Genomic DNA, 23,425 nt, shown 5'->3' with positions numbered 1-23,425 from the left:
GAGTGACCCGGCCACCCGGCACGTCCAGATCATCGGCGGCAACGTCGCGACGCGGGCCGGCGCCCAGGCGCTCGTCGAGGCCGGCGCCGACGCCGTGAAGGTCGGCGTCGGGCCCGGCTCCATCTGCACCACCCGGGTCGTCGCGGGGGTCGGCGTACCCCAGGTCACCGCCATCTACGAGGCCGCCCAGGCCTGCAAGGCCGCCGGTGTCCCCGTGGTCGGCGACGGCGGCCTGCAGTACTCCGGCGACATCGCCAAGGCCCTGGTCGCCGGTGCCGACACCGTGATGATCGGCTCGCTGCTCGCCGGCTGCGAGGAGAGCCCGGGCGAGCTGATCTTCGTCAACGGCAAGCAGTTCAAGTCCTACCGCGGCATGGGCTCCCTCGGCGCGATGGCGTCGCGAGGCAAGAAGTCGTTCTCCAAGGACCGCTACTTCCAGGCGGACGTCGCCAGCGACGACAAGATCGTGCCCGAGGGCATCGAGGGCCAGGTCCCCTACCGTGGACCGTTGTCTGCGGTCGCCCACCAGCTCGTCGGCGGGCTGCAGCAGTCGATGTTCTACGTCGGCGCGCGGTCCATCCCCGAGCTGCAGGACCGCGGTCGCTTCGTCCGGATCACCTCGGCGGGCCTCAAGGAGAGCCACCCGCACGACATCCAGATGACCGTCGAGGCGCCCAACTACACCGGCCGCTGAGCCGGCCGGGTCGGTGCTGCGCGTCGACGTCGCCAGTGCCATCGCGCGGGCCCGCACCCTCGCGGCCCGACCCGGCATCGCCATGCTGGGCATCGCCGGCGCACCGGGTGCGGGGAAATCCACTCTCGCCGCGCGGGTCGCCGAGGCGGTGCCCGGTGCGGTCCTCGTCGGCATGGACGGCTTCCACCTCGCGCACGCGACGCTCGTCGAGCTCGGCCGGGTGGACCGCAAGGGCGCACCCGACACGTTCGACGCGGCCGGGTTCGTCGTGCTGCTGCGGAGAATCCGGGGTCTCGACGGGCTGGACCACCGGAGCGGGCTCCACCGAGACGAGGTCGTCTGGGCGCCACGCTTCCACCGCGAGATCGAGGATGCTGTGGCCGGCGCGGTCGCCGTGACCTCCGGCGTCCCCCTGGTGGTCACCGAGGGCAACTACCTGCTGCTGGACGACGAGCCATGGACGCAGGTGGCCGGGCTGCTCGACGAGTGCTGGTACCTCGACGTCGACGACGACCTCCGGCGTACCCGCCTCCAGGCCCGCCACGAGCACCACGGCCGGAGCCCCGAGGAGGCCCGCGAACGCACGTGGGGGAGCGACGAACGCAACGCGGCCGTCGTCGCCGCATCCCGCCACCGGGCGACGGTCATCGTGGCGGCGGACCCCGGATAGGCTCTCGGCCATGGACATCGAGATCGGTCGGGCGAAGCGCGCACGCCGGGCGTACTCCTTCGACGACGTCGCCATCGTGCCCTCACGGCGCACCCGCGACCCCGAGGAGGTCTCCGTCGCCTGGCAGATCGACGCCTATCGCTTCGAGCTGCCGATCATGGCCGCGCCGATGGACTCCGTCATGTCCCCGCAGACGGCGGTCGCGCTCGGCCAGCACGGCGGACTCGGCGTGCTCGACCTCGAGGGCCTCTGGACGCGGTACGACGACCCGAGCGACCTGCTCGCGGAGGTGGCCGGCCTGCACGGCGCCCAGGCCACGCGGCGGATGCAGGAGATCTACGCCGAGCCGGTAAAGCCCGAGCTGATCACCGCCCGGCTCAAGGAGATGCGCGAGAAGGGCGTCACCGTGGCGGGGTCGCTGTCGCCGCAGCGCACCAAGGAGTACTTCAAGACCGTCGTCGACGCCGGCGTCGACATGTTCGTCATCCGCGGCACGACGGTGTCCGCCGAGCACGTCTCCGGCCAGGCGGAGCCGCTGAACCTCAAGGAGTTCATCTACGAGCTCGACGTACCCGTGATCGTCGGCGGCTGCGCGACCTACCAGGCGGCCCTGCACCTGATGCGCACCGGCGCCGCCGGGGTGCTGGTCGGCTTCGGCGGCGGGGCGGCGCACACGACGCGCACCGTCCTCGGCGTCGCGGTGCCGATGGCGAGCGCGGTGGCCGACGTGGCCGCCGCGCGACGCGACTACCTCGACGAGTCCGGCGGCCGCTACGTGCACGTGATCGCCGACGGCTCGATCGGCCGCTCCGGCGACGTCGCCAAGGCGATCGCCTGCGGTGCCGACGCGGTGATGATCGGGTCGCCGCTGGCCCGCGCCTCCGAGGCGCCCGGCCGCGGCTACCACTGGGGGTCCGAGGCCTGGCACGCCCAGCTGCCGCGCGGCGAGCGCATCGAGATGGGCACCGTCGGCTCGCTCGACGAGATCCTCTTCGGCCCGTCCCGGGTCGCCGACGGCACTATGAACCTCGTCGGCGCGCTGCGCCGCGCGATGGCCACGACCGGCTACACGGAGCTCAAGGAGTTCCAGCGGGTCGAGGTCGTCGTCCAGTAGCGCGATGACTGCTCCGGGCACGCTGCGCGTCGCCGCCGCCCAGGCGTCGTCGGAGGCGGGCGACGTCGCGGCCAACGTGGCGACCGCCCGCGCCCTGGTCACGACCGCGGCCGACCGGGGCGCCCGGGTGGTGGTGCTGCCCGAGCTGTTCCTCACCGGGTACGCCGCGTCGGTGTGGGACCACGAGTCCGGGCTCGACCTCGAGGACCCCCGTCTCGCCCTGCTCGCCGAGGTGGCCGCGGACCGCGGCGTCGTCGTGGTGACCAGCGCGGCGGTCCGGCGGGCGCTGGATGAGACCACGCTGTCGGTGGTGCTGGTCGACGCCACCGGCGAGGTGAGCGCGCCGTACGACAAGCAGCACCTGTGCGGCGAGGAACGGGGCTTCTTCACGCCCGGCGACCACGGCGCCACGGTCGTCGTCGACGGCTGGGACCTGGGGCTGGGCATCTGCTACGACGGCTGCTTCCCCGAGCACGCTGCCGCGGCCGCGGCCGGCGGGGCGATGGCCTACCTCTGCCCCTCGGCGTACTTCACCGGCGCCGAGCACCGCCGCGACCTCTACTACGCCGCCCGCGCCATCGACAACGGCATCTACGTGGTGTTCGCGGGACTGGCCGGACGCTGCGGCGACCGGAACTTCAGCGGCGGCAGCGCCGTCTACGACCCCGAGGGCAGGCCGCTGGCCCGGGCCGGCGACGAGGACCCCGCCGTCGTCGTCGCCGACCTCGACCCGGCCGAGGTAGCCCGCGTGCAGGGCGAGGTCAACCCCGTGGCCCTCGACCGGCTCGACACCCAGGGCAAACGCGTCCGCGTCACGCTCTAACCTCGCACCAGCGCCTCCGGCGCGCGCACGGCCGACGGCTGGAGCAACGCCGCGACGGCGAACCAGCCCGCCGACCAGGCGGCGACGCCGAAGCCCTCGCCGAGCAGAATCATCGCGACCATGCTCGCCGACAGCGCCATGCCCGCGAACCGGGGCGTGACCCGGCGCCGGAGGTCGAGGACGGTCAGCGTTACGTAGCCGACCACGAGGAGCAGCAGCCCCAGCGTGAAGACCGGTCCGAGCACGTTGCGACCGGAGGCGAAGGTCGCGGCGGCCGAGACGGTAACCAGGCCGGCGCCGGATCCGGCGACCGCCCAGCCGGCGCGGGCGACCCGGTCCGGTGCCCGTCGCGACAGCATCCACAAGGCAGCGGAGCCAGCGGCCAGCGAGAGGGCGAAGGCGGCCTCGAGGATGTAGTCGAGCGCCGAGGTGAAGACCTCCGACTGCGTGTAGGGGATGTCCACCGCAGCGGTGACCGCGAACAGAGTGCCGGCGACGAGAGCCGCGCGGCGGGTGGTGACGAACATGGTTGCTCCCTTGACGAGCGCCGGCCACTCCGACGCGATCCCCGAAACCTAGGTACGCCGGGGGTGGCCGGTCGTCGGCCCGCGGGCGGAACTCGCCGTACGACCTAGGTCTGACGACGACCGTGCCGGTACGGCCCTACTCTTGCCGCACCATGCACCGCATCCACATCTCCCGAGGCGTCGCGTTCGACATAGCGCTCGCCGCCGCGCTGTGCCTCGTCGGGCTCTACGAGGTGCTCGTCGCCCCGCTCGCGGAGGACATCGTGGAGGGGCCGACCTGGCTCAACGTGCTCGCCGTGGTGGCCGGCTCGGTCCCGCTGGCCTGGCGGCGGCGGTATCCGTTCTGGGTCTCGGTCGCGGTCTACACCGTGCTCGCCGGCCGGGCGCTCCTGGTCGCGGAGCCCCTCGAGCTCTACTCGACGACGATCGCGGTCCTGGTCGCCACCTACACCGTGGCGTCGTACGCGCCGCTCAGGGACGCCGTCCTGGCAGCCGCGTTCTCGGCCCTTGCCATCGCCGTCGCCGTGGTCCGGGGCAGCGGCACCGACGCGGCCTGGGACCCGCTCGCGTCGGCGATCCTGCTCGGCTCTATCTGGCTTGTCGGCCGGGTAGTCGGGGTGCGCAACGAACGCGCGCGCACACTCCATGACGCCCGGGACCTGCACGCCGCCGAGGCGGTCGCGGAGGAGCGGGCCCGGATCGCCCGGGAGCTGCACGACGCGGTCTCCCACAGCCTGGCCGCGATCGCCCTGCAGTCCGGTGGCGCGCGCAACGTCCTCGACCACGACCCGGAGCGGGCGCGCGACAGCCTCGCGGTGATCGAGCGCACCGCCCGTCAGGGTCTCGAGGAGATGCGCCGGATGCTGGGTCTGCTCGGTGGAGCCGATGACGAGGAGGCGGCGCTCACCCCTCAGCCCGGCATCGGCCGCCTCGACGACCTGGTCGAGGCGGTGCGGGCCGCCGGCGTGGACGTCCGGGCCACCGTCATGGGCGAGGTCCGGCCGCTGCCCGCAGCGGTCGACGTCTCGGCCTACCGCCTGCTGCAGGAGGCGCTGACCAACGTGATGAAGCACGCGCGGGCCACCGAGGCGTCGGTGCTGGTGCGCTACCGGCCGGAGGTGCTCGAGATCGAGGTCGAGGACGACGGCGACGGAGCAGGCGCCGACGGCGGCACGGGCGGCTTCGGCCTGGTCGGGATGCGCGAGCGGATGCAGGTGCTCGGCGGCTCCGTCGAGGCGGGGCCGCGGCAGCCCGGTCCCGGGTTCCGGGTGGCAGCGCGGGTGCCCCTGTGAGCGCCCCTGTGAGCGGCCCTGTGAGCGCCCCTGTGAGCGGCCCTGTGAGCGCCCCAGTGAGCGCCCCAGTGAGCCGCCCAGTGAGCGCCCGGTGAGCACGCGGGTCCTGCTGGTGGACGACCAGGAGCTGGTCCGCGCCGGCCTCGACATGATGCTGACCGGGGTCGACGACGTGCAGGTCGTGGGGCAGGCGGCCGACGGGCTGGAGGCGGTGCGGCAGGTCGAGGCCTGCCGACCCGACGTCGTGCTGATGGACGTCCGGATGCCCGGCATCGACGGGATCGAGGCGACCCGGCGGATCCGCGCCGCCCCGATCGACGAGTCCGGCGAGCTGCCGCGGGTGGTCATCCTGACCACGTTCGACCTCGACGAGTACGTCTTCGAGGCGTTCCGGGCCGGAGCCAGCGGGTTCCTGCTCAAGGACGCGCCGCGGGAGCGGATCCTCGACGCCGTCCGCGGCGCCGTCGAGGGGGACGCACTGGTCGCGCCGTCAGTCACGCGACGGCTCATCGAGCACTTCGTGAACCCGACCGCCCAGCCGCGGGACCTCCCGCCCGGCCTCGACGACCTGACCCCGCGCGAGGCGGAGGTGCTCGAGCTCGTCGGACGCGGGCTCTCCAACGCCGAGCTCGCGGAGCGCCTCGTGGTCAGCGAGAAGACCGTGAAGACGCACATCGGCCGGATCCTGGCCAAGCTGGGGCTCCGCGACCGCGTGCAGGCGGTGATCCTCGCCTACGAGGCCGGCATCGTCGTTGCCGGGCAGCGCCCCGACGGAGGTCGTCGCTAGCCTCGACGTCAACAGCCGCGACGCACCGAGGGGCCCGATGACCGCCGCACTCAGCCCGCAGACCCGGGCCGCCGCCCTCGACGCGATGGTCGCGGTGGGCTCCACCCCCGGCACCGACGGGCTCGACATCCTGGTCGTCGGCGGCGGCGTGGTCGGCGCCGGCACCGCGCTCGACGCGGTCAGCCGCGGCCTCTCCGTCGGGCTCCTGGAGCAGCGCGACTACGCCTCGGGGACGTCCTCGCGGTCCAGCAAGCTGATCCACGGGGGCCTGCGCTACCTGGAGATGCTCGACTTCGGCCTGGTCCGCGAGGCCCTCCAGGAACGCGGCCTGCTGCTCACCCGGCTCGCTCCGCACCTGGTCCGGCCGGTCCCGTTCCTCTACCCGTTGACGCACCGAGGCTGGGAGCGGCCGTACGTCGGTGCGGGGCTCGCGCTCTACGACGCGATGGCGATGGCCGGAAAGTACGACCACGGCCTGCCCCGCCACAAGCACCTGTCCCGGCGGCAGGTGGCGCGGATCGCCCCCGACCTGCGCACCGACGCGATCGTCGGCGCGCTGCAGTACTGGGACGCGCAGGTCGACGACGCCCGTCTGGTCACCACGATCGTCCGCACCGCCGCGTCGCACGGCGCCCACTGCGCCAACCGGGTGAAGGTGACCGGCTTCCTCCGCGAGGGCGAGCGGGTCACCGGGGTCCGCGCCCGGGACCTGGAGACTGGCCGCGACCTCGAGGTACGTGCGCGAGTCGTGGTCAACGCCGCGGGCGTGTGGACGGACGAGATCCAAGAGCTGGTCGGCGGCCGCGGCGCGCTCAACGTCCAGGCCAGCAAGGGCATCCACCTCGTCGTACCCCGCGACCGGATCCGTTCGGAGAGCGGCGTGATCATGCGCACGGCCACCTCGGTGCTGTTCGTGATCCCGTGGGGGCGGCACTGGGTCATCGGCACCACCGACACACCCTGGGACCTCGACAAGGCGCACCCCGCGGCCTCGCGGACCGACATCGACTACCTGCTCGGCCAGGCCAACCAGCTGCTCAAGGAGCCGCTACGTCCCGAGGACGTCGAGGGCGTGTACGCCGGACTGCGGCCGCTGCTCACCGGCGAGTCCGAGCCGACCAGCCGGATCTCCCGGGAGCACACCGTCGTCACACCGGTCCCGGGACTCGTGATCATCGCCGGCGGGAAGCTCACCACCTACCGGGTCATGGGCCGCGACGCCGTCGACGCGGCCGCGCACTCGCTCGGCGGATCGGTGCCGAGCTCGATCACCGACCGGGTCCGGCTGGTCGGTGCCGACGGTTACGAGACCCGCGCCAACCAGCGGGCCGGCCTGGCCCGCGAGTCGGGGCTGCACCGGGCCCGTATCGACCACCTGCTCGGCCGGTACGGCGGCCTGGTCGACGAGCTGATCGACCTGGTCGCCGAGCGCCCGGAGCTGGCTGCCCCGCTCGACGGTGCCGACGACTACCTGGGCGCCGAGGTGGTGTACGCCGTCACCCACGAGGGGGCGCGGCACCTCGACGACGTGCTGACCCGGCGTACCCGGATCTCCATCGAGACCTTCGACCGTGGCGTCCACGCGGCGCGGCGCACCGCGGAGCTGATGGCTGAGGTGCTCGGCTGGGCCGAGTCGCGGCTCGACGACGAGGTCGACCACTACCTCCGGCGGGTGGAGGCGGAGCGGCAGAGCCAGCGCACGCTCACCGACCGCGAGGCCGACGAGGCGCGGGTCCGTGCGCCCGACATCGTCTGATCCGTCCGGATGGGAGGAGTCGGCCGGGAGGCGGGCTTCGAGCGAATTCTGCGGGTTTGTGCAACTGCGCAAACTCCGGGTTGTCCTCGCCCCCGTTGCCGCGCGAGGGTGGGACCCGGCCGAGCTGCTCGGGGCTCGGCACCGGACCGGGGGACCACCTGCGGGCTCCCGCCCAGGGAACAACGCAACGGGCGCCGACCGTCGAACAGCCGGCGGAAGGCGCCCGGTGTTGTCTCGGACCGCGGTCAGCTGGTCCGGGAGGTCGACGTCCTCGCGGCGCGGGACCGGCGGAGCGCGGCGGGCCGGGCGAGGCCGCGGGCCGCCCGCAGGCGGTCCCGCATCTGGGAGGTGGCGGCGTCGAGCATGAGCATGGGGGCCTGCCCGGTGGACATAGCGCCTCTACTTTCTGGGGTCTGTACGCGCGGATGACGCGTTTCGGTTGATGCCTCAACTCTAGTCCAGATGTAACCGGCAACGTCCCTTATTGGCCGTTACGGCCGCGTGATCTCGGTCTCCCCCGCGGAATCGCGGTTACCGAGAGGTAGCCAGCGAGACGGGCGTCACATACTCTCGGTATATGAACCACGAGCGCGCTCACGAGCCCGCCGGCGTCGGTACGTCGGACGTCCGCGACCCAGACACCGACCCGACCGCCTCCTACGCACTCGACCCGGGCTACGTGCGGTCCCTGACCGCCCAGGTGCTCGCCTCGGGTGGGACGAGCGTCACGACGTACTGCCCGTTCACCGGCCAGCCGCTGGGCGCCGTACCCCAGTCCAGCGCCGCCGACGTCGAGGAGGCGTTCGCCCGGGCGCGACGTGCTCAGGAGATCTGGGCGCGCACGTCGCTGCAGGAGCGCGCGGCCGTGCTGCTCCGGCTGCACGACCTCGTGCTCGACCGGCAGCAGGAGATCATCGACCTGATCTGCTGGGAGTCGGGCAAGGCCCGCAAGCACGCGTTCGACGAACCGATGCACATCGCGCTGACCGCCCGCTACTACGCACGCACCGGCCGCGAGCACCTCGGCACCCGACGGCATGCCGGGGTAGTCCCGGGCCTGACCCGGGTCGAGGTGAACCGCGTGCCCAAGGGCGTGGTCGGGATCATCTCGCCGTGGAACTACCCGTTCACGATGGCGCTCTGCGACGGTCTGCCCGCGCTGATGGCGGGCAACGCGGTGGTGGCCAAGCCCGACGCACAGACGATGCTCAGCGCACTGCTCGGGCGGCGGCTCCTCCTCGAGGCGGGGTTCCCCGAGGACCTGTGGCAGGTGGTCGCCGGTCCCGGCAGCGTGATCGGCACCGAGATCATCAAGCGTGCCGACTACGTCTGCTTCACCGGCTCCACGGCCACCGGCCGGCTGATCGCCCGGCAGTGCGCCGAGCGGCTCATCGGCTGCTCGCTCGAGCTGGGCGGGAAGAACCCGTTCCTCGTGCTCCGCGACGCCGACCTCGACCGGGCGGCCGAGGGGGCCGTCCGGGCCAGCTTCTCCAACGCCGGGCAGCTGTGCGTGTCGATGGAGCGCATGTTCGTCGCCGACCAGGTCTACGACCGGTTCGTCGACAAGTTCGTCGCCCGGACGCGCGCGATGACGCTCCGGGCCGGGCTCGACTGGGGCAGCGACATGGGCTCGCTGATCTCCCAGGAGCAGCTCGACACCGTCGTGGATCACGTCGAGGACGCCGTGGCCAAGGGGGCCCGCGTGCTCACCGGCGGCCGGGCACGACCCGACCTCGGTCCGTACTTCTACGAGCCGACGATCCTCGAGGGGGTCACTCCCGACATGACCTGCTTCGGCCACGAGACCTTCGGCCCGGTGATCTCGCTCTATCGGTTCGGCGACGAGTCCGACGCGCTGGCGCGTGCCAACGAGGGGGAGTACGGCCTGAACGCCGCGATCTACACCCGCGACGGCGCCCGGGGCCGCGCCCTGGCTCGCCAGGTCAAGTGCGGCACGGTCAACGTCAACGAGGCGTTCGGGGCGACGTTCGGCAGCATCGACTCGCCGATGGGCGGGATGCGCGAGTCCGGGTTGGGCCGCCGCCAGGGCGCCGAGGGCATCCACCGCTACACCGAGTCCCAGTCGGTCGCGACCCAGCGACTGATCCGGTTCGCGCCGATGCTCGGGATGAGCGAGGAGACCTACGCGAAGGTGATGACCGGCAACCTGCGCCTGATGAACAGGCTCGGGCGGAAGTGACTCGCGTGGTCTCGACAGGCTCGACCCCCAGGGGGGAGCACGACTTCGACGTCCTCGTCATCGGTTCCGGCTTCGGGGGGTCGGTCACGGCGCTCCGGCTCACCGAGAAGGGCTACCGGGTCGGCGTGCTCGAGGCCGGCGCGCGGTTCGACGACGCCGACTTCGCGGCGACGTCCTTCGAGGCCAGGAAGTTCCTCTTCCGCCCCGAGATCGGCTGCTACGGCATCCAGCGGATCGACGCCCTCAAGGACTGCCTGATCGTCTCCGGCGCCGGGGTCGGCGGCGGATCCCTCGTCTACGCCAACACCCTCTACGAGCCGCTCGCGCCGTTCTACGACGACCCGCAGTGGAGCCACATCACCGACTGGCGCAGCGAGCTCGCACCCTTCTACGACCAGGCCAAACGCATGCTCGGCGTCGTGGAGAACCCACTGCGCACGCCCGCCGACGAGGTGATGGAGAAGGTGGCCAACGACATGGGCGTCGGCGACACGTTCCACCCAACCCCGGTCGGCGTCTTCTTCGGCGGCCCGCGGGCCGACCCCGACCAGCCCGTGCCCGACCCGTACTTCGGCGGCGCCGGCCCCGACCGCAACCCCTGCAGGGCCTGCGGCGAGTGCATGACCGGGTGCCGGCACAACGCCAAGAACACCCTGGTGAAGAACTACCTCCACCTCGCGGAGCGGAACGGCGCCGTGGTGCTGCCGCTGACCACGGCGACCCGGGTCAGCCCGCGCGCGCAGGCATCCGGAGGCGGCTACGACGTGCGCGTGCGCTACACCAAGGCCAAGCTGCCGAGCCGGAGGTCGACGCGAACGCTCACCGCCGAGCACGTCGTCTTCTCGGCGTCGTCGCTCGGCACCCAGCGGCTGCTGCACCGGATGCGCGACGAGGGCCACCTGCCCCGGCTGTCGCCGCGGCTGGGCCATCTCTCCCGCACCAACTCCGAGTCGATCCTCGGCGCCATCGCCCCGGACACGTCGGTCGACTACAGCCAGGGGATCGCGATCACGTCGAGCTTCCACCCCGACGGCGACACCCACATCGAGCCGGTCCGCTACGGCCGCGGCAGCAACCTGATGTCGCTGCTGCAGACGGTGCTGACCGACGGTGACGGTCCCGCGCCGCGATGGCGCACCTGGCTGGCCGAGCTGTGGAAGGAGAAGGCCCACGCCCTCGACCTCTACGACATGAAGCACTGGTCCGAGCGCACGGTCATCGCGCTGGTCATGCAGAGCCTGGACAACTCGATCACCACGTTCACGAAGCGCAGCCGGCTCACCGGGCGGCGGCACCTCACCTCCCGCCAGGGGCACGGTGAGCCCAACCCGACGTGGATCCCCGTGGGCAACGAGGCGGTACGCCGGATGGCCGCGATCATCGGCGGCCGCCCGGGAGGCTCGATCGGCGAGCCCTTCAACCGGCCGCTGACCGCACACTTCATCGGCGGCTGTGCGATCGGCGTCGACGAGACGAGCGGCGTGATCGACCCCTACCAGCGGGTGCACAACTACCCGGGGCTGCACGTCGTGGACGGCTCCGCGGTCAGCGCGAACCTGGGCGTCAACCCGTCGCTGACGATCACCGCCCAGGCGGAGCGGGCCATGGCTTTCTGGCCCAACAAGGGCGAGGTGGACCCGCGACCCGCGCCGGGTTCGGCGTACGTGCGAGTCGATCCGGTGCCCCCGGCGAACCCCGCCGTGCCCGACGGGGCGCCCGGCGCGCTCCGGCTGCCCATCGTCGGCGTCAGCTGACCTGCCGCTCCCAGGAGAGAGGTCAGGGCCCGACCGGGAGGGAGGGTTGGTCGGGCCCTGAACGTCCGCAGCTGCACGGACCTCGGAGACCCGGCCCGGGAGGGAGCACTGCAGCCGGATCTCTGCACTTCACAACGACGCCGGTGACACGGGGTTACGCAGTCGGTTGCAGAAACTTTCCGGCCTCTAGGATTGGGCGACAGCCCGTTCCTCAGTCCCGTCCAGCCGCCGGTCCAGCCCCGCGAAAGGCGCAGGTGCCCCGCCCGTGACCACAGAACACGACCTGGTCCTCGTCGTTGACTTCGGGGCGCAGTACGCCCAGCTCATCGCCCGGCGGGTGCGCGATGCCCGGGTCTACTCCGAGATCGTCCCGCACACCATGCCGGTGGCGGAGATGCTGGCCCGCAACCCCAAGGCGATCGTGCTGTCCGGGGGTCCCTCGTCGGTCTACGAGCCCGGCGCACCCAACGTGGACACCGCCATCTTCGAGGCCGGCGTGCCGGTGTTCGGCATGTGCTACGGCTTCCAGGCGATGGCGCTCAACCTCGGCGGGGAGGTACGCCGCACCGGGCGGTCGGAGTACGGCCGCACCCCGGTCACCGTCTCCAGCCCCGGCACCCTGCTCGCCGAGGTCCCGGCCGAGCACAAGGTCTGGATGAGCCACGGCGACAGCGTCGTCGCGGCCCCCGCCGGCTGGGACGTGCTGGCCAGCACCGCCTCGACCCCGGTCGCCGCGTTCGAGAACCTCGAGCTGCGGATGGCCGGGGTGCAGTGGCACCCCGAAGTGATGCACACCGAGCACGGCCAGTCCGTGCTCGAGCACTTCCTGCACCACATCGCGGGCTGCCGGCCGACCTGGACGATGGTCAACATCGTCGAGGAGCAGATCGAGCGGATCCGCGAGCAGATCGGCGACCGACGGGCGATCTGCGGGCTCTCCGGCGGCGTCGACTCCGCCGTCGCGGCCGCCCTGGTGCAGCGCGCGATCGGCGACCAGCTGACCTGCGTCTTCGTCGACCACGGGCTGCTGCGCAAAGGTGAGGCCGAGCAGGTCGAACGCGACTACGTCGCCGCGACCGGGGTCTCCCTGCACGTCGTCGACGCCGAGAAGCGGTTCCTCGACGCCCTCGCCGGGGTCAGCGACCCGGAGCAGAAGCGCAAGATCATCGGCCGTGAGTTCATCCGCGTGTTCGAGGCCGCCGAGGTCGAGATCGTCGGTGAGGCGGCGGCGCACGGTGACAAGGTGCAGTTCCTCGTCCAGGGCACCCTCTACCCCGACGTCGTCGAGTCCGGCGGGGGCGCCGGCACGTCCAACATCAAGTCCCACCACAACGTGGGCGGGCTGCCCGAGGACCTCGAGTTCGAGCTCGTCGAGCCGCTGCGGACCCTGTTCAAGGACGAGGTCCGCCTGGTCGGCGAACAGCTCGGCCTGCCGCCCGAGATCGTGTGGCGGCACCCGTTCCCGGGGCCCGGTCTGGGGATCCGGATCATCGGGGAGGTCACCCACGAGCGGCTCGAGGTGCTCCGCGAGGCCGACGCGATCGCTCGCGAGGAGCTGACCCGGGCCGGACTCGACCGGGACATCTGGCAGTTCCCGGTGGTGCTGCTCGCCGACGTCCGCTCGGTCGGGGTGCAGGGCGACGGCCGCACCTACGGCCACCCCGTCGTACTGCGTCCGGTGACGTCCGAGGACGCGATGACCGCCGACTGGGCCCGGCTGCCCTACGACGTGCTCGAGACGATCTCCACCCGGATCACCAACGAGGTCCGCGAGGTCAACCGCGTCGCGGTAGACATAACGAGCAAACCGCCGGGCACCATCGAGTGGGAGTGACGCCGCCGGGTGGTTCGTACTGGTCCGAACGGGCCATGTCGCCCCGCAGGTTCTTTACCTAGCCTCGGACGGGTTCCCCAACCCCTCCCCTTGTGCGGTGTTTCCATGCGAACCGTGTGGCGGATCGACTGGGTCAACTGGCCAGTCACCACCCAGAACGTGTCTCGACGCAACGCCCAGCGCGCGGCGATCGCGTGCGCGCAGCGGCGACGCGAGCGGGAGGCCGTGGAGAGGTATCTCGAGGAGCTCGAGCAACCCGGGCGTCCGACGCTGCCGCGACAGCGGGCCGGCCGGCGGGCCTGACGGCCGTACGCCGGGGCGGGTCGGCGCCCGAGCCGGCCGGTAGCCTGCGGCGGTGAGCCCCGAGGAGCAACCCCGGCCCGTCCTGCCGACCGGCTACACGATCCGGGCGCTGCGTGCCGACGACGCCCCCGCGATGGCGGCGGCGTACCTCCGGAACCGCGATCACCTCGAGCAGTGGGACCCGACCCGCGACCCGTCGTTCTACACCGTCGCCGGCCAGCAGGACGCGATCGACCGGCAGCTCAGCCTCGTGCACGGCGGCCTGCTCGGTGCCTGGGTGGTGGTGTGTGGTGAGGAGATCGTCGGACGCGCCAACCTCAACAACGTGATCCGCGGCGTGCTGTGCAGCGCGGCGGTCGGCTACTGGGTGGACCACGACCATCTCCGGCGGGGTCTTGCGTCGGCCGCGGTCGAGCATGCCTGCGCGGAGGCCCTCGACATGGGACTGCACCGGGTCGAGGCGGGCACGATGGTGCACAACCTCGCCTCGCAACGGGTGCTGCTGCGGGCCGGCTTCGAGCAGTACGGCATGGCACCGCGGTTCCTCTTCATCGCGGGGGGCTGGCAGGACCACAACCTCTACCAGCGCATCCTGCACGACGACCCGCTGCCGGTGGCGCCGGCCGGGACCGGGGGAGCGGGCGGCTAGGACATGGGCGGACGGCGGCGCCGAGCTCAGCTGAGTCCCGCCGCGGGGATCAGCTCGGTCCGGTCCATCGCGAGCATCAGCGCGCCGATCACCGACGCGCGGTCGCCGAGCCCGGCGCCGGTGACGGTCGTCTTGGCCGAAACCGAGGCGAGCGCGTGCCGGCGCAGGCCGACCCGGACCGACTCGAGCAACAGCTCCCCGGCACGCGACATGTCGCCGCCGACGATGATCGTGCTCGGGTTGATCAGGTTGGCGAGCATCGCCAGCCCCCAGCCGAGGTGCAGCCCCGCGTCCTCGAACATGCGCAGCACCGACACGTTGCCCTGCCGGGCCGCCGTGACCAGCTGGTCGATGCCGGCCCCCGGGAACTGGTCCGCGAGGGCGCTCTGCGCCATTCCGACCGAAGCGTAGGCCTCGAGACACCCGCGGCTCCCGCACCGGCAGAACGGGCCCTGCTCGTCGAGGGTGAGGTGCCCGATCTCGCCGGCGGTGCCGTGCGCTCCGCGGAACAGCCGACCGTCGAGCACCAGCCCGGCCCCGACCCCCGAGGACACCTTGATGAACACCATGTTGGGATGGCCGCGACCCGCGCCCCGACGGTGCTCGGCCAGGGCGCCGAGGTTGGCATCGTTGTCGGCGTGTGCCGGGTGTCCGAGGGCTCGTTGCGCCTCGAGCTCGGCGTTGACCCCGACCCAGCCGGGCAGGATCGCCGCGGCCATCACGGTGCCGTCGGCCGCCAGCGGGGTCGGCAGCCCGAGCCCGACGTTGACGATGGACTCGCGGGTGGCCCCGCTCCGGTCGAGCAGCCGGTCGAGCAACGCTCCGGCGAGGTCGAGGCCGTCGCCGTGGGCATGGTCGGGGTCGAGGGCCTCGCGGTCCACGGCCAGCACCTGCCCGCCGAGGTCGCCCAGCGCCACCCGGACGTGCCGGTGGCCGAAGTCGATGCCGACCACCAGGCCGGCGCCGCGCGCGATGACGACGGTCGTGCCGCGCCGACCGCTGCCGACCGTGGTCTCGACCAGCCCGGCCGCCGCCAGGTCGCGGACGATGTTGGACACGGTGGCGGGGGCGAGCCCGGTCGTGCGCGCGATGTCGGCCTGGGAGACCGGCGCGTCGCCGCCCTGCTGGAGCAGCGCCACCACCCTGCGCTGGTTCGCCGCCCGCAGCGATCCCGGCGAACCCGGTGAGCCCGGCGCGTGCCCCAGCGGCGGGTCGGCGGCGCGCGCCGACGGGCTGGGGTCGATGGCTGACATGGCGGAACTGTACGGCGAATCGACCGCTAGTCGTCAAGACCTAGGTGCAAAACGGATCATGAAGACCGTTATGGAAACTTTGCGTTCAACTCTTGACGGTAAGCGGTGACGGCGGACACACTCCATCCAGACAAGCCCATCCGAGGAGGAAACCTGTGGCACACCCCATCCGCCGTGACAGCCGCCTGACGCGCATGGGCGCACTCGGCGCGGTCGTCGTGCTGGGCGCCGGCATTCTCAGCGCCTGTGGCGCCAACGAGGCGCAGGAGAGCGCCGGCGACACCAAGACCGTCGCCCTGCTGCTCCCGGAGTCCAAGACGACCCGCTACGAGTCCGCGGACAAGCCGCTGTTCGAGGCCAAGGTCGCCGAGCTCTGCTCCGACTGCGAGGTCAGCTACTACAACGCCGACCAGGACCCGGCCAAGCAGCAGCAGCAGGTCGAGACCGCGATCAGCGACGCCGTGGACGTCATCGTCCTCGACCCGGTCGACGGTGAGGCCGCGGCCGGCCTGGTCGCCGACGCGCAGGCCGAGGACATCCCCGTGGTGGCCTACGACCGTTTCATCGAGGGCGCCGACTACTACCTGTCCTTCGACAACGCCGCGGTCGGCAAGCTCCAGGGCGATGCCCTGCTCGAGGCGATGGGCGGCGACGGCAACATCCTGATGCTCAACGGTGCGCCGACCGACCCCAACGCCGCTCAGTTCAAGGAAGGTGCGCACAGCGCGCTCGACGGCAGCGCCGAGATCATCGCGGAGTACGACAACCCCGACTGGAGCCCCGACAACGCCCAGCAGTGGACCACCGACCAGCTCGGCACGAACGACCCGGCCGACATCGACGGTGTCTACGCCGCCAACGACGGCCAGGCCGGCGGTGTCGTCGCCGCGTTCACCGGTGCCGGAGTGGCCGAGGACGAGCTGCCCCCGATCACCGGACAGGACGCCGAGCTCGCCGCGATCCAACGCATCGTCGCCGGCCAGCAGGCCATGACCATCTACAAGTCCTACAAGCAGGAGGCCGAGGGTGCCGCTGAGCTCGCCGTGAAGCTGGTCAACGGCGAGGAGGTCACCGACACCGAGGACTTCGAGGGCGTCGCGTCGTACATCTACGACCCGATCGTGGTCACCCAGGACAACATCGCCGACACCGTCGTCGCCGACGAGTTCTACAGCGTCGACGAGATCTGCACGGGTGAGTACGCCGACGCCTGTGCCGAGGCCGGCCTGTCCTGACCGATCCTGGAGGTGGCTCGCCCGGTCGGACTGATGACAGGCGGGCCACCTCCGGCCATGATGCGAGGAGGCCGCCGGCTCGGCGCCGGCGTCCTCCCGGGAGGTGTGCATGACCGCGACGCTGTCCGACCAGGACCAGGCCCCGCCACGGGAGGCGGTGCTCCGGCTCGAGGGGATCGGCAAGCGCTTCGGCGCCGTACGGGCCCTGACCGACGTCCATCTCGAAGTCGCGCCGGGGGAGGTGGTCGCCCTCGTCGGTGACAACGGCGCCGGCAAGTCGACCTTGGTCAAGATCATCTCGGGCGTCTACCAGCCCGACGGGGGGACCATCACGTTCGCCGGCCGTCAGGTGCACGTAGGCGGCCCGAGCGAGGCGCAGGCTCTCGGCATCTCCACGGTCTTCCAGGACCTCGCCCTCTGCGACAACCTCGACGTGGTCGCCAACCTCTACCTGGGGCAGGAGCGGGTCACCGGCGGCGTGCTCGACGAGGTCACGATGGAGAAGGAGTCGTGGCGCCTGCTGCGCACGCTCTCGGCCAAGATCCCGTCGGTGCGGATCCCGATCGCCGGCCTCTCCGGTGGCCAGCGGCAGACCGTGGCGATCGCCCGCTCGCTGGTCGGCCAGCCCAGGGTGGTGATGCTCGACGAGCCGACCGCCGCTCTCGGTGTCGCGCAGACCGCCGAGGTGCTCAACCTCATCGAGCGGCTCCGCGAGACCGGGCTCGGGGTCATCCTGGTCAGCCACAACATGGCCGACGTCCAGGCGGTCGCCGACCGCATCGTGGTGCTCCGGCTGGGTCGCAACGCCGCCGAGTTCCGCGTCGAGGAGGCAACGACCGAGCAGCTGGTGGCCGCCATCACCGGCGCATCCGACAACGTCGTCGCCGACCGGGCGCGACGCCGTGGAGAGGGAGCAGGCGAATGAGCGACACCACCACTCCGGTCGCCGACCCGGCCGCGCCACTTCCGGCCGACCTGGCCGACGAACGGCTCGTCAAGGAGAAGGGCCTCGTCGGCCTGGTCCAGGCGTCCTGGCACCGCATCCGGGGCGGCGAGCTGGGCAGCCTGCCCGTCATCGTCGGGCTGATCGTGATCTCGCTGGTGTTCTACGCCCAGGACGCCACGTTCCTGTCCTCCCGCACCCTGGTGAACATCACCCTGTTCGCCGCACCTCTCGGGATCATCGCGATCGGCGTGGTGCTCGTCCTCCTGCTCGGCGAGATAGACCTGTCGGTCGGCTCGGTCAGCGGACTGTCCGCCGCAGTGATGGCGGTGCTGCTCACCCGCCAGGACCAGTCCCTGCTCGTCTCGATCCTGGCGGCCCTCGGTGTCGGCCTGGTCATCGGCGTCGTCTACGGCCTGCTCTACACCAGGGTCGGTGTGCCGTCCTTCGTCATCACGCTGGCCGGTCTGCTCGGGTTCCTCGGGCTCCAGCTGGTGGTCCTTGGCGACCAGGGCACGATCAACCTGCCCTCCAACTCGGCGCTGCTCGAGTTCGCCCGCGCGTCGTTCCTCTCGCCCCTGGCGTCGTACGTCCTGGTCCTGGTCGTCTCGGTGCTGTACGCCCTGAGCCAGGTGCTGCGGATCCGGCGTCGCGTCGCGGCCGACCTGTCTGCCCCGTCGTACCTCGGCGTGGCGATCAGGGCCGGCCTGATGGCCGTCGGACTCGGTTACCTCGCCTACTACCTCAACATCGACCGCGGGATCGGCTACCTGTTCCTGCTGTTCGTGGTGCTGGTCGTCGTCATGGACCTGGTGCTGCGGCGCACGCGCTGGGGCCGGCACGTCTACGCCGTCGGTGGCAACGAGGAGGCGGCCCGTCGGTCCGGCATCAAGGTGAACTTCATCTACACGTCCGTGTTCGCGCTGACCGGCTTCTTCTCCGCCCTCGGCGGGATCCTCGCCGCCGCGCAGCTGACCTCGGTGTCCCAGGCCAGCGGCGGCACGGACACCAACCTGACCGCGATCGCGGCGGCCGTCATCGGTGGCACCAGCCTGTTCGGTGGCCGCGGCACGGCGTACGCCGCCCTGCTCGGCATCATCGTGCTGCAGTCGATCCAGACCGGCCTCAACGTCATCGGGGTGGACTCGTCGGTGCGCTACATGGTCACCGGCGCCGTGCTCCTGCTCGCGGTGTCGATCGACTCGGTCTCGCGGCGGGCCCGCACCAGCAGCGGTCGCGGCTGACCGGATCGCCGAGCCTGTCAGGGCGTCACGTCGCGGGACCTACGCGACGTCCTGACAGCTCGGGTCCGCACGGCGCTGCAGCAGTATCAGGCGCCCCGCTGACGGCTCCTCCGAAACAAGTGGGGTGAACGAAACGGGGGCAGCGATGCCGAAGCGACTGATCATGTGCTGCGACGGGACCTGGAACACGCCGGACCAGCAGAACGGTGGGCGGCCGAGTCCCACCAACGTCACGAAGACTGCGCTGGCGATCGCCCAGCGCGATCGACTCGGCGTGGAGCAACGGGTGCACTACCAGCGGGGGGTCGGCACGAGTCGGTGGGAACGTCTGCGGGGCGGTGCCTTCGGCCTCGGGCTCTCGCGCGACGTCTGCAACACCTATCGGTTCATCGTCAGGAACTTCGAACCCGGCGACGAGCTGTTCTTCTTCGGGTTCAGCCGAGGTGCGTTCACGGCGCGGAGCACAGTGGGGTTCGTGCGCAACGCCGGCATCCTCCGGCGGCACGAGGAAGACCGGATCGACCAGGCGTACCAGCTCTACCGCAGCAGGTCCGCGAAGCCGCGCAGCACCGAGGCGCGACTGTTCCGGCAGTCCTACTCGTTCGAGACCCGGATCCGGTTCATCGGCGTGTGGGACACCGTCGGCGCGCTGGGGATCCCCCTGAGCGGGCTGCGCTGGGTCAACGCCCTCAACCGTCGGTGGCAGTTCCACGACACCGAGCTGAGTCCGACGGTCGACGCGGCCTTCCACGCCCTCGCGATCGACGAGAAGCGGCGGCCCTTCGAGCCTGCGCTGTGGCGGCCGCGACCGGACGCGGGCGACCAGCAGCTGGAGCAGGTCTGGTTCGCCGGCGCCCACTCCGACGTCGGTGGCGGGCACCCGCAGAGCCAGCTGTCCGACATCGCGCTGTCGTGGATGGTCGGACGAGCCGCGACGTGCGGGCTGGCGTTCGACAAGGACGCACCGACCTACGACCCGGCCTGGGCTACGGGGCCGCTGCACGAGTCGCGCAACGGGTTCTACCGGCTGCTCCCGCCGTACACACGGCCGATCGGGGTCGGCGACCCGCGCAGCGAGTACGCCGCCTCGAGCGCCGTCGAGAGGCACAAGCGCGGTGAGTACACCCCGCCAGGCCTCAGCGCGTACCTCGAGGGCCCGCATCGGACGATGCAGCTCGACCCGCGGCTCGGAGAGGTCGCCGTCCCCGAGAGCGACGTTGCGTGATCCTCGGTCGCCGGGAGCTGAGAGCTACAGCCCGAGGGAGCGTCCGATGATCTCCTTCTGGATCTCGGTCGTGCCGCCGTAGATGGTCTGGACCCGGCTGTCGACGTAGGCCCGTGCGACGGGGTACTCGTTCATGTAGCCGTACCCGCCGTGCAGCTGGACGGCCCGGTCCACGATCTTGGTCTGCAGCTCGGTGGTCCACCACTTCGCCATCGCCGCGAGGGACGTGTCGAGCTTCCCGGCGTTGTGCAGACGGACGCAGTCGTCGACGAAGACACGTGCTACCCGGGCCTCGGTCGCCATCTCGGCGACCAGGAACCGGTTGTGCTGGAACTTCCCGATCGGCCGGCCGAACGCCTCGCGCTCCTTCGCGTAGTCCAGACACATGCCGAGCACCGCCTCGCACGCGGCCGCGGCCATCGTCGCGATCGACAGCCGCTCCTGCGGCAGGTTCGTCATCAGCGAGATGAAGCCGGAGCCCTCGTCGCCGAGCAGGTTCTGCTTGGGCACCTCGACGTCCTCGAAGAACAGCTCGGCGGTGTCCTGGGCCTTGAGGCCCATCTTGTCGAGGTTGCGGCCGCGCTCGAACCCGGCCATGCCTCGCTCGACGACCAGCAGGCTGATCCCCCGGTGCCCGGCCTCCGGGTCGGTGCGCGCCACCACGATGACGAGGTCGGCCAGGATGCCGTTACTGATGAAGGTCTTGGACCCGTTCAGGACGTAGTGGTCGCCCTTGTCGATGGCCGTCGTGCGGATGCCCTGAAGGTCGCTGCCCGCTCCCGGCTCGGTCATCGCGATGGCGGTGATGGTCTCACCTGAGACGCAGCCCGGGAGCCAGCGTCGCTTCTGCTCGTCGGTGCCGAGGCTGGTGAGGTACGGGACGATGATGTCGGTGTGGACCGGGAAGCCGGGCCCGCTGGCGCCGGCCTTGGTCATCTCCTCGGCCAGCACCATGTTGTAGCGGAAGTCGGTGACGCCGGCGCCGCCGTACTCCTCCGGCACGTCGAAGCAGAGCAGTCCCTGCGCGCCGGCCTTGGTCCAGAGCTCGCGGGGGACGATGCCGTCGGCCTCCCACTGGGCGTGGTGCGGCCGCACCTCACGCTCCAGGAACTCCCGCACCGTTGCGCGGAAGGCCTCGTGCTCGGCCTCCAGAATCGGCCGGTCCCGGTGGTCGGGCCCGTCGAGACCACTCATCAGGACACCCACTCCTTCAGCTGACGGATCGTCGCGACCGGGTCCTCGGTCGCGGGCATCACCTGCAGGTTGGTCACCCCGGCGTCCCGGAAGGCGGCGATCCGCTCCTTGACGTAGGACTCCGGACCGACCAGGTTGCACATCTCCAGCAGCTCGAGAGGTACGACAGCCTCGGCGTCGCGCTTGTTGCCGCCGAGGTACATCTCCTGGATCTGCTCGGCCTCCTTCTCGTAGCCGTACTGGCGGCACAGCGTGTTGTAGAAGTTCTTCCCCTTCGCACCCATGCCCCCGATGTAGAGCGCGAACATCGGCCGGGCGAAGTCGAGCATCCCCTTCACGTCGTCGCCGATCGCGACCATCCCGCCCGCGACGATCTCCAACGGAGCCAGGTCGTCGGGCCGCTTCGCGGCGCCGGTGCGCAGCGAGTCGCCCCAGACCGACTCGGCCTTCTCCGGGGCGAACATGAACGGCAGCCAGCCGTCGGCGTACTCCGCGGTGCCGGCGACGTTCTTCTCACCGAGCGCGGCGACATAGATGGGCACTGCGGGGCGTTCCGGCCTGGTGAGCATCTTCAGCGGCTTGCCGAGGCCGAGGCCCTGGTCGCTCGGCAGCGGCAGGTCGAACACCTTGCCGTGGTAGTCGAGCGTCTCGCGGCGCAGCGCGGCCCGCACGATCTCGACGACCTCCCGGGTGCGGGCCAGCGGCCGGTCGTAGGGCATCCCGTGCCAGCCCTCGATGACCTGCGGTCCGGAGGCGCCGAGCCCTAGGATCGCCCGCCCGCCGCTGACGTTGTCGAGGCCCGCGGCCGTCTGGGCGAGCGCCCCCGGCGTGCGGGAGTAGACGTTGAGGATCGCGGAGCCGATCTCGACCGTCTCGGTCCGAGCCGCGAGGTATCCCATGAGCGTGGGGGAGTCGAACCCGTAGGCCTCGGCCACCCAGACGGTGTCGAGCCCGGCTCGCTCCCACGAGGTCACCTGGTCGGCCGCCTCGCGGGGGTTGCCGGCGTACATCAGCATCGTGGAGAGCTTCATCGTTCCTCGGGTTCTCGGTTTCCGGGTTGTCGGTGGATCGTCAGGGACACTGTGACAGTAAGACTGTCATGATTCACGACGGTTCCCCGAGGCGCAAGGATGCACCTAGGGTGTGCCGATGGCCATCCCCGACTACGTGCGACGGCTTCGCCTGAGGGTGGGCCACGACCTGCTGTGGCTGCCGGGTGCGACGGCGGTCGTGCTCCGCGGCGACGAGGTGCTGCTGGTCCGACGCTCGGACAACGGCCAGTGGTCGCCCGTGACGGGGATCGTGGACCCGGGTGAGCATCCCGCACGCGCTGCGGTGCGCGAGGTCATGGAGGAGACCGGCGTGACCTGTGACGTGGACGCCCTGGTGTGGGTCAACGTCACCGAGCCACGGGTGCACGCCAACGGTGACCTGGCGCAGTACCTGGACCACACCTTCCGGTGCCGCTACGTCGAAGGCCAGGCACATGTCGCGGACGACGAGTCGTCGGACGTGGCCTGGTTCCCGATCGACGGGCTCCCCGAAATGCCGGCCGACCTGAGGGAACGGATCTCGGTCGCTGTCGAACATGCAGGCGCAGTCAGGCTCTAGCTGGAACTTCTCCTCGTGGACCGCGGGGTCACCGCTGCCGCCGCCCGCACGTCACCAGGACGCTCAACGCTCGAGCCTCCCGAAGATCGACGTAAGGTCCATCCGCGAGCCGGGTGGTCTTCATGTGCGGCCCTCCGGGCCGGGAAGTCGACATCTGGACGGCGCCCTACCCAGACGCACGCGACGAGATCGAGATGGACCTGCGGGCTCGGCCGCTGGAGCTAGTAGCGCGCACTGAGGTCGTCTCGACTTCTCGTTCTGGTCGCGACGTATGCGCGGCGCGTCGACTACCCAAACTGTTTGAACCGACTGTCGTC

At 71.4% G+C, this 23,425-nt stretch carries 22 protein-coding genes; 17 read left to right on the top strand and 5 right to left on the bottom strand.

Annotated elements, in window-relative coordinates; translation table 11 throughout:
• The 4 genes from guaB to VFH10_RS10430 all read left to right on the top strand — a co-directional run.
• Positions 1-694: IMP dehydrogenase (guaB, locus tag VFH10_RS10445; protein WP_325128221.1), on the top strand; the 694-nt coding region annotated here is incomplete at its 5' end.
• A 13-nt stretch (positions 695-707) separates the two neighbouring features.
• Positions 708-1,364 carry a nucleoside/nucleotide kinase family protein gene (locus VFH10_RS10440; RefSeq protein ID WP_325128219.1) on the top strand — a complete coding sequence of 219 codons (657 nt, stop codon included), beginning with the start codon at positions 708-710 and terminating at the stop codon, positions 1,362-1,364.
• Positions 1,365-1,374: 10 nt separating this feature from the next.
• A complete protein-coding gene (locus VFH10_RS10435; RefSeq protein ID WP_325128218.1) occupies positions 1,375-2,478 on the top strand; it encodes a GuaB3 family IMP dehydrogenase-related protein in 1,104 nt (367 codons plus the stop codon).
• 4 nt (positions 2,479-2,482) lie between these two features.
• Positions 2,483-3,301 (top strand): carbon-nitrogen hydrolase family protein, encoded by an 819-nt coding sequence (locus VFH10_RS10430; protein ID WP_325128217.1) that lies wholly within the window; start codon positions 2,483-2,485, stop codon positions 3,299-3,301.
• Here the strand turns inward: VFH10_RS10430 and VFH10_RS10425 are convergent.
• Complete coding sequence (locus VFH10_RS10425; RefSeq protein ID WP_325128216.1) at positions 3,298-3,828, bottom strand: hypothetical protein; 531 nt, start codon at positions 3,826-3,828, stop codon at positions 3,298-3,300. The genes VFH10_RS10430 and VFH10_RS10425 overlap by 4 nt on opposite strands.
• 152 nt (positions 3,829-3,980) lie before the next feature.
• Here VFH10_RS10425 and VFH10_RS10420 point away from each other — a divergent pair, with 152 nt between their 5' ends.
• The 3 genes from VFH10_RS10420 (at position 3,981) to VFH10_RS10410 (ending at position 7,663) form a co-directional block, all read left to right on the top strand.
• Complete coding sequence (locus VFH10_RS10420) at positions 3,981-5,120, top strand: sensor histidine kinase (RefSeq protein ID WP_325128214.1); 1,140 nt, start codon at positions 3,981-3,983, stop codon at positions 5,118-5,120.
• A gap of 91 nt (positions 5,121-5,211) precedes the next feature.
• Positions 5,212-5,907 carry a response regulator transcription factor gene (locus VFH10_RS10415; protein WP_325128212.1) on the top strand — a complete coding sequence of 232 codons (696 nt, stop codon included), beginning with the start codon at positions 5,212-5,214 and terminating at the stop codon, positions 5,905-5,907.
• A 37-nt stretch (positions 5,908-5,944) separates the two neighbouring features.
• Positions 5,945-7,663, top strand: coding sequence for a glycerol-3-phosphate dehydrogenase/oxidase (locus VFH10_RS10410; protein ID WP_325128210.1), 1,719 nt, complete (start codon positions 5,945-5,947; stop codon positions 7,661-7,663).
• Between the two features lie 245 nt (positions 7,664-7,908).
• On the opposite strand, the gene VFH10_RS10405 is transcribed toward VFH10_RS10410, so the two are convergent.
• Positions 7,909-8,055: a hypothetical protein gene (locus tag VFH10_RS10405; RefSeq protein WP_325128209.1), complete on the bottom strand. Its 147-nt coding sequence runs from the start codon at positions 8,053-8,055 to the stop codon at positions 7,909-7,911.
• A gap of 185 nt (positions 8,056-8,240) precedes the next feature.
• On the opposite strand from VFH10_RS10405, the gene VFH10_RS10400 reads away from it, so the two are divergent.
• The 5 genes from VFH10_RS10400 to VFH10_RS10380 all read left to right on the top strand — a co-directional run bounded on the left by VFH10_RS10400 (position 8,241) and on the right by VFH10_RS10380 (position 14,403).
• Entirely contained in the window at positions 8,241-9,863 is a 1,623-nt protein-coding gene (locus VFH10_RS10400) for a succinic semialdehyde dehydrogenase (RefSeq protein ID WP_325128207.1), read from the top strand.
• 5 nt (positions 9,864-9,868) lie between these two features.
• On the top strand, positions 9,869-11,617 hold the full coding sequence (locus VFH10_RS10395) for a GMC family oxidoreductase (protein ID WP_325128205.1): 1,749 nt from the start codon (positions 9,869-9,871) through the stop codon (positions 11,615-11,617).
• Between the two features lie 265 nt (positions 11,618-11,882).
• A complete protein-coding gene (guaA, locus tag VFH10_RS10390) occupies positions 11,883-13,451 on the top strand; it encodes a glutamine-hydrolyzing GMP synthase (RefSeq protein WP_325128203.1) in 1,569 nt (522 codons plus the stop codon).
• Between the two features lie 105 nt (positions 13,452-13,556).
• Positions 13,557-13,754: a hypothetical protein gene (locus VFH10_RS10385; protein WP_325128201.1), complete on the top strand. Its 198-nt coding sequence runs from the start codon at positions 13,557-13,559 to the stop codon at positions 13,752-13,754.
• Between the two features lie 52 nt (positions 13,755-13,806).
• Complete coding sequence (locus VFH10_RS10380; protein WP_325128199.1) at positions 13,807-14,403, top strand: GNAT family protein; 597 nt, start codon at positions 13,807-13,809, stop codon at positions 14,401-14,403.
• Positions 14,404-14,429: 26 nt separating this feature from the next.
• Here the strand turns inward: VFH10_RS10380 and VFH10_RS10375 are convergent, their stop codons facing one another.
• On the bottom strand, positions 14,430-15,656 hold the full coding sequence (locus tag VFH10_RS10375) for an ROK family transcriptional regulator (RefSeq protein WP_325128198.1): 1,227 nt from the start codon (positions 15,654-15,656) through the stop codon (positions 14,430-14,432).
• A gap of 155 nt (positions 15,657-15,811) precedes the next feature.
• Between VFH10_RS10375 and VFH10_RS10370 the strand changes: the two genes are divergently transcribed.
• From VFH10_RS10370 to VFH10_RS10355, 4 genes are all read left to right on the top strand, one after another.
• A complete protein-coding gene (locus VFH10_RS10370; RefSeq protein ID WP_325128197.1) occupies positions 15,812-16,891 on the top strand; it encodes a sugar ABC transporter substrate-binding protein in 1,080 nt (359 codons plus the stop codon).
• Positions 16,892-17,000: 109 nt separating this feature from the next.
• Positions 17,001-17,816, top strand: a complete 816-nt coding sequence (locus tag VFH10_RS10365; protein ID WP_325128195.1) for an ATP-binding cassette domain-containing protein — start codon at positions 17,001-17,003, stop codon at positions 17,814-17,816.
• Positions 17,813-19,078, top strand: coding sequence for a sugar ABC transporter permease (locus VFH10_RS10360; protein WP_325128193.1), 1,266 nt, complete (start codon positions 17,813-17,815; stop codon positions 19,076-19,078). Before VFH10_RS10365 ends, VFH10_RS10360 begins: the two co-directional genes overlap by 4 nt.
• Before the next feature lie 145 nt (positions 19,079-19,223).
• Positions 19,224-20,303, top strand: coding sequence for a DUF2235 domain-containing protein (locus VFH10_RS10355; RefSeq protein ID WP_325128191.1), 1,080 nt, complete (start codon positions 19,224-19,226; stop codon positions 20,301-20,303).
• A 24-nt stretch (positions 20,304-20,327) separates the two neighbouring features.
• On the opposite strand, the gene VFH10_RS10350 is transcribed toward VFH10_RS10355, so the two are convergent.
• Both VFH10_RS10350 and VFH10_RS10345 read right to left on the bottom strand, forming a co-directional pair.
• A complete protein-coding gene (locus tag VFH10_RS10350) occupies positions 20,328-21,497 on the bottom strand; it encodes an acyl-CoA dehydrogenase family protein (RefSeq protein ID WP_325128189.1) in 1,170 nt (389 codons plus the stop codon).
• Positions 21,497-22,528: an LLM class F420-dependent oxidoreductase gene (locus VFH10_RS10345; RefSeq protein WP_325128187.1), complete on the bottom strand. Its 1,032-nt coding sequence runs from the start codon at positions 22,526-22,528 to the stop codon at positions 21,497-21,499. Before VFH10_RS10345 ends, VFH10_RS10350 begins: the two co-directional genes overlap by 1 nt.
• 118 nt (positions 22,529-22,646) lie before the next feature.
• On the opposite strand from VFH10_RS10345, the gene VFH10_RS10340 reads away from it, so the two are divergent.
• Positions 22,647-23,108, top strand: coding sequence for an NUDIX domain-containing protein (locus tag VFH10_RS10340; protein WP_325128185.1), 462 nt, complete (start codon positions 22,647-22,649; stop codon positions 23,106-23,108).
• The last annotated feature ends 317 nt before the right edge of the window (positions 23,109-23,425 follow it).

The organism is Nocardioides sp. (assembly GCF_035697785.1).
Taxonomy (GTDB): domain Bacteria; phylum Actinomycetota; class Actinomycetes; order Propionibacteriales; family Nocardioidaceae; genus Nocardioides_B.
This window is presented reverse-complemented; position numbering and strand designations above follow the sequence as displayed.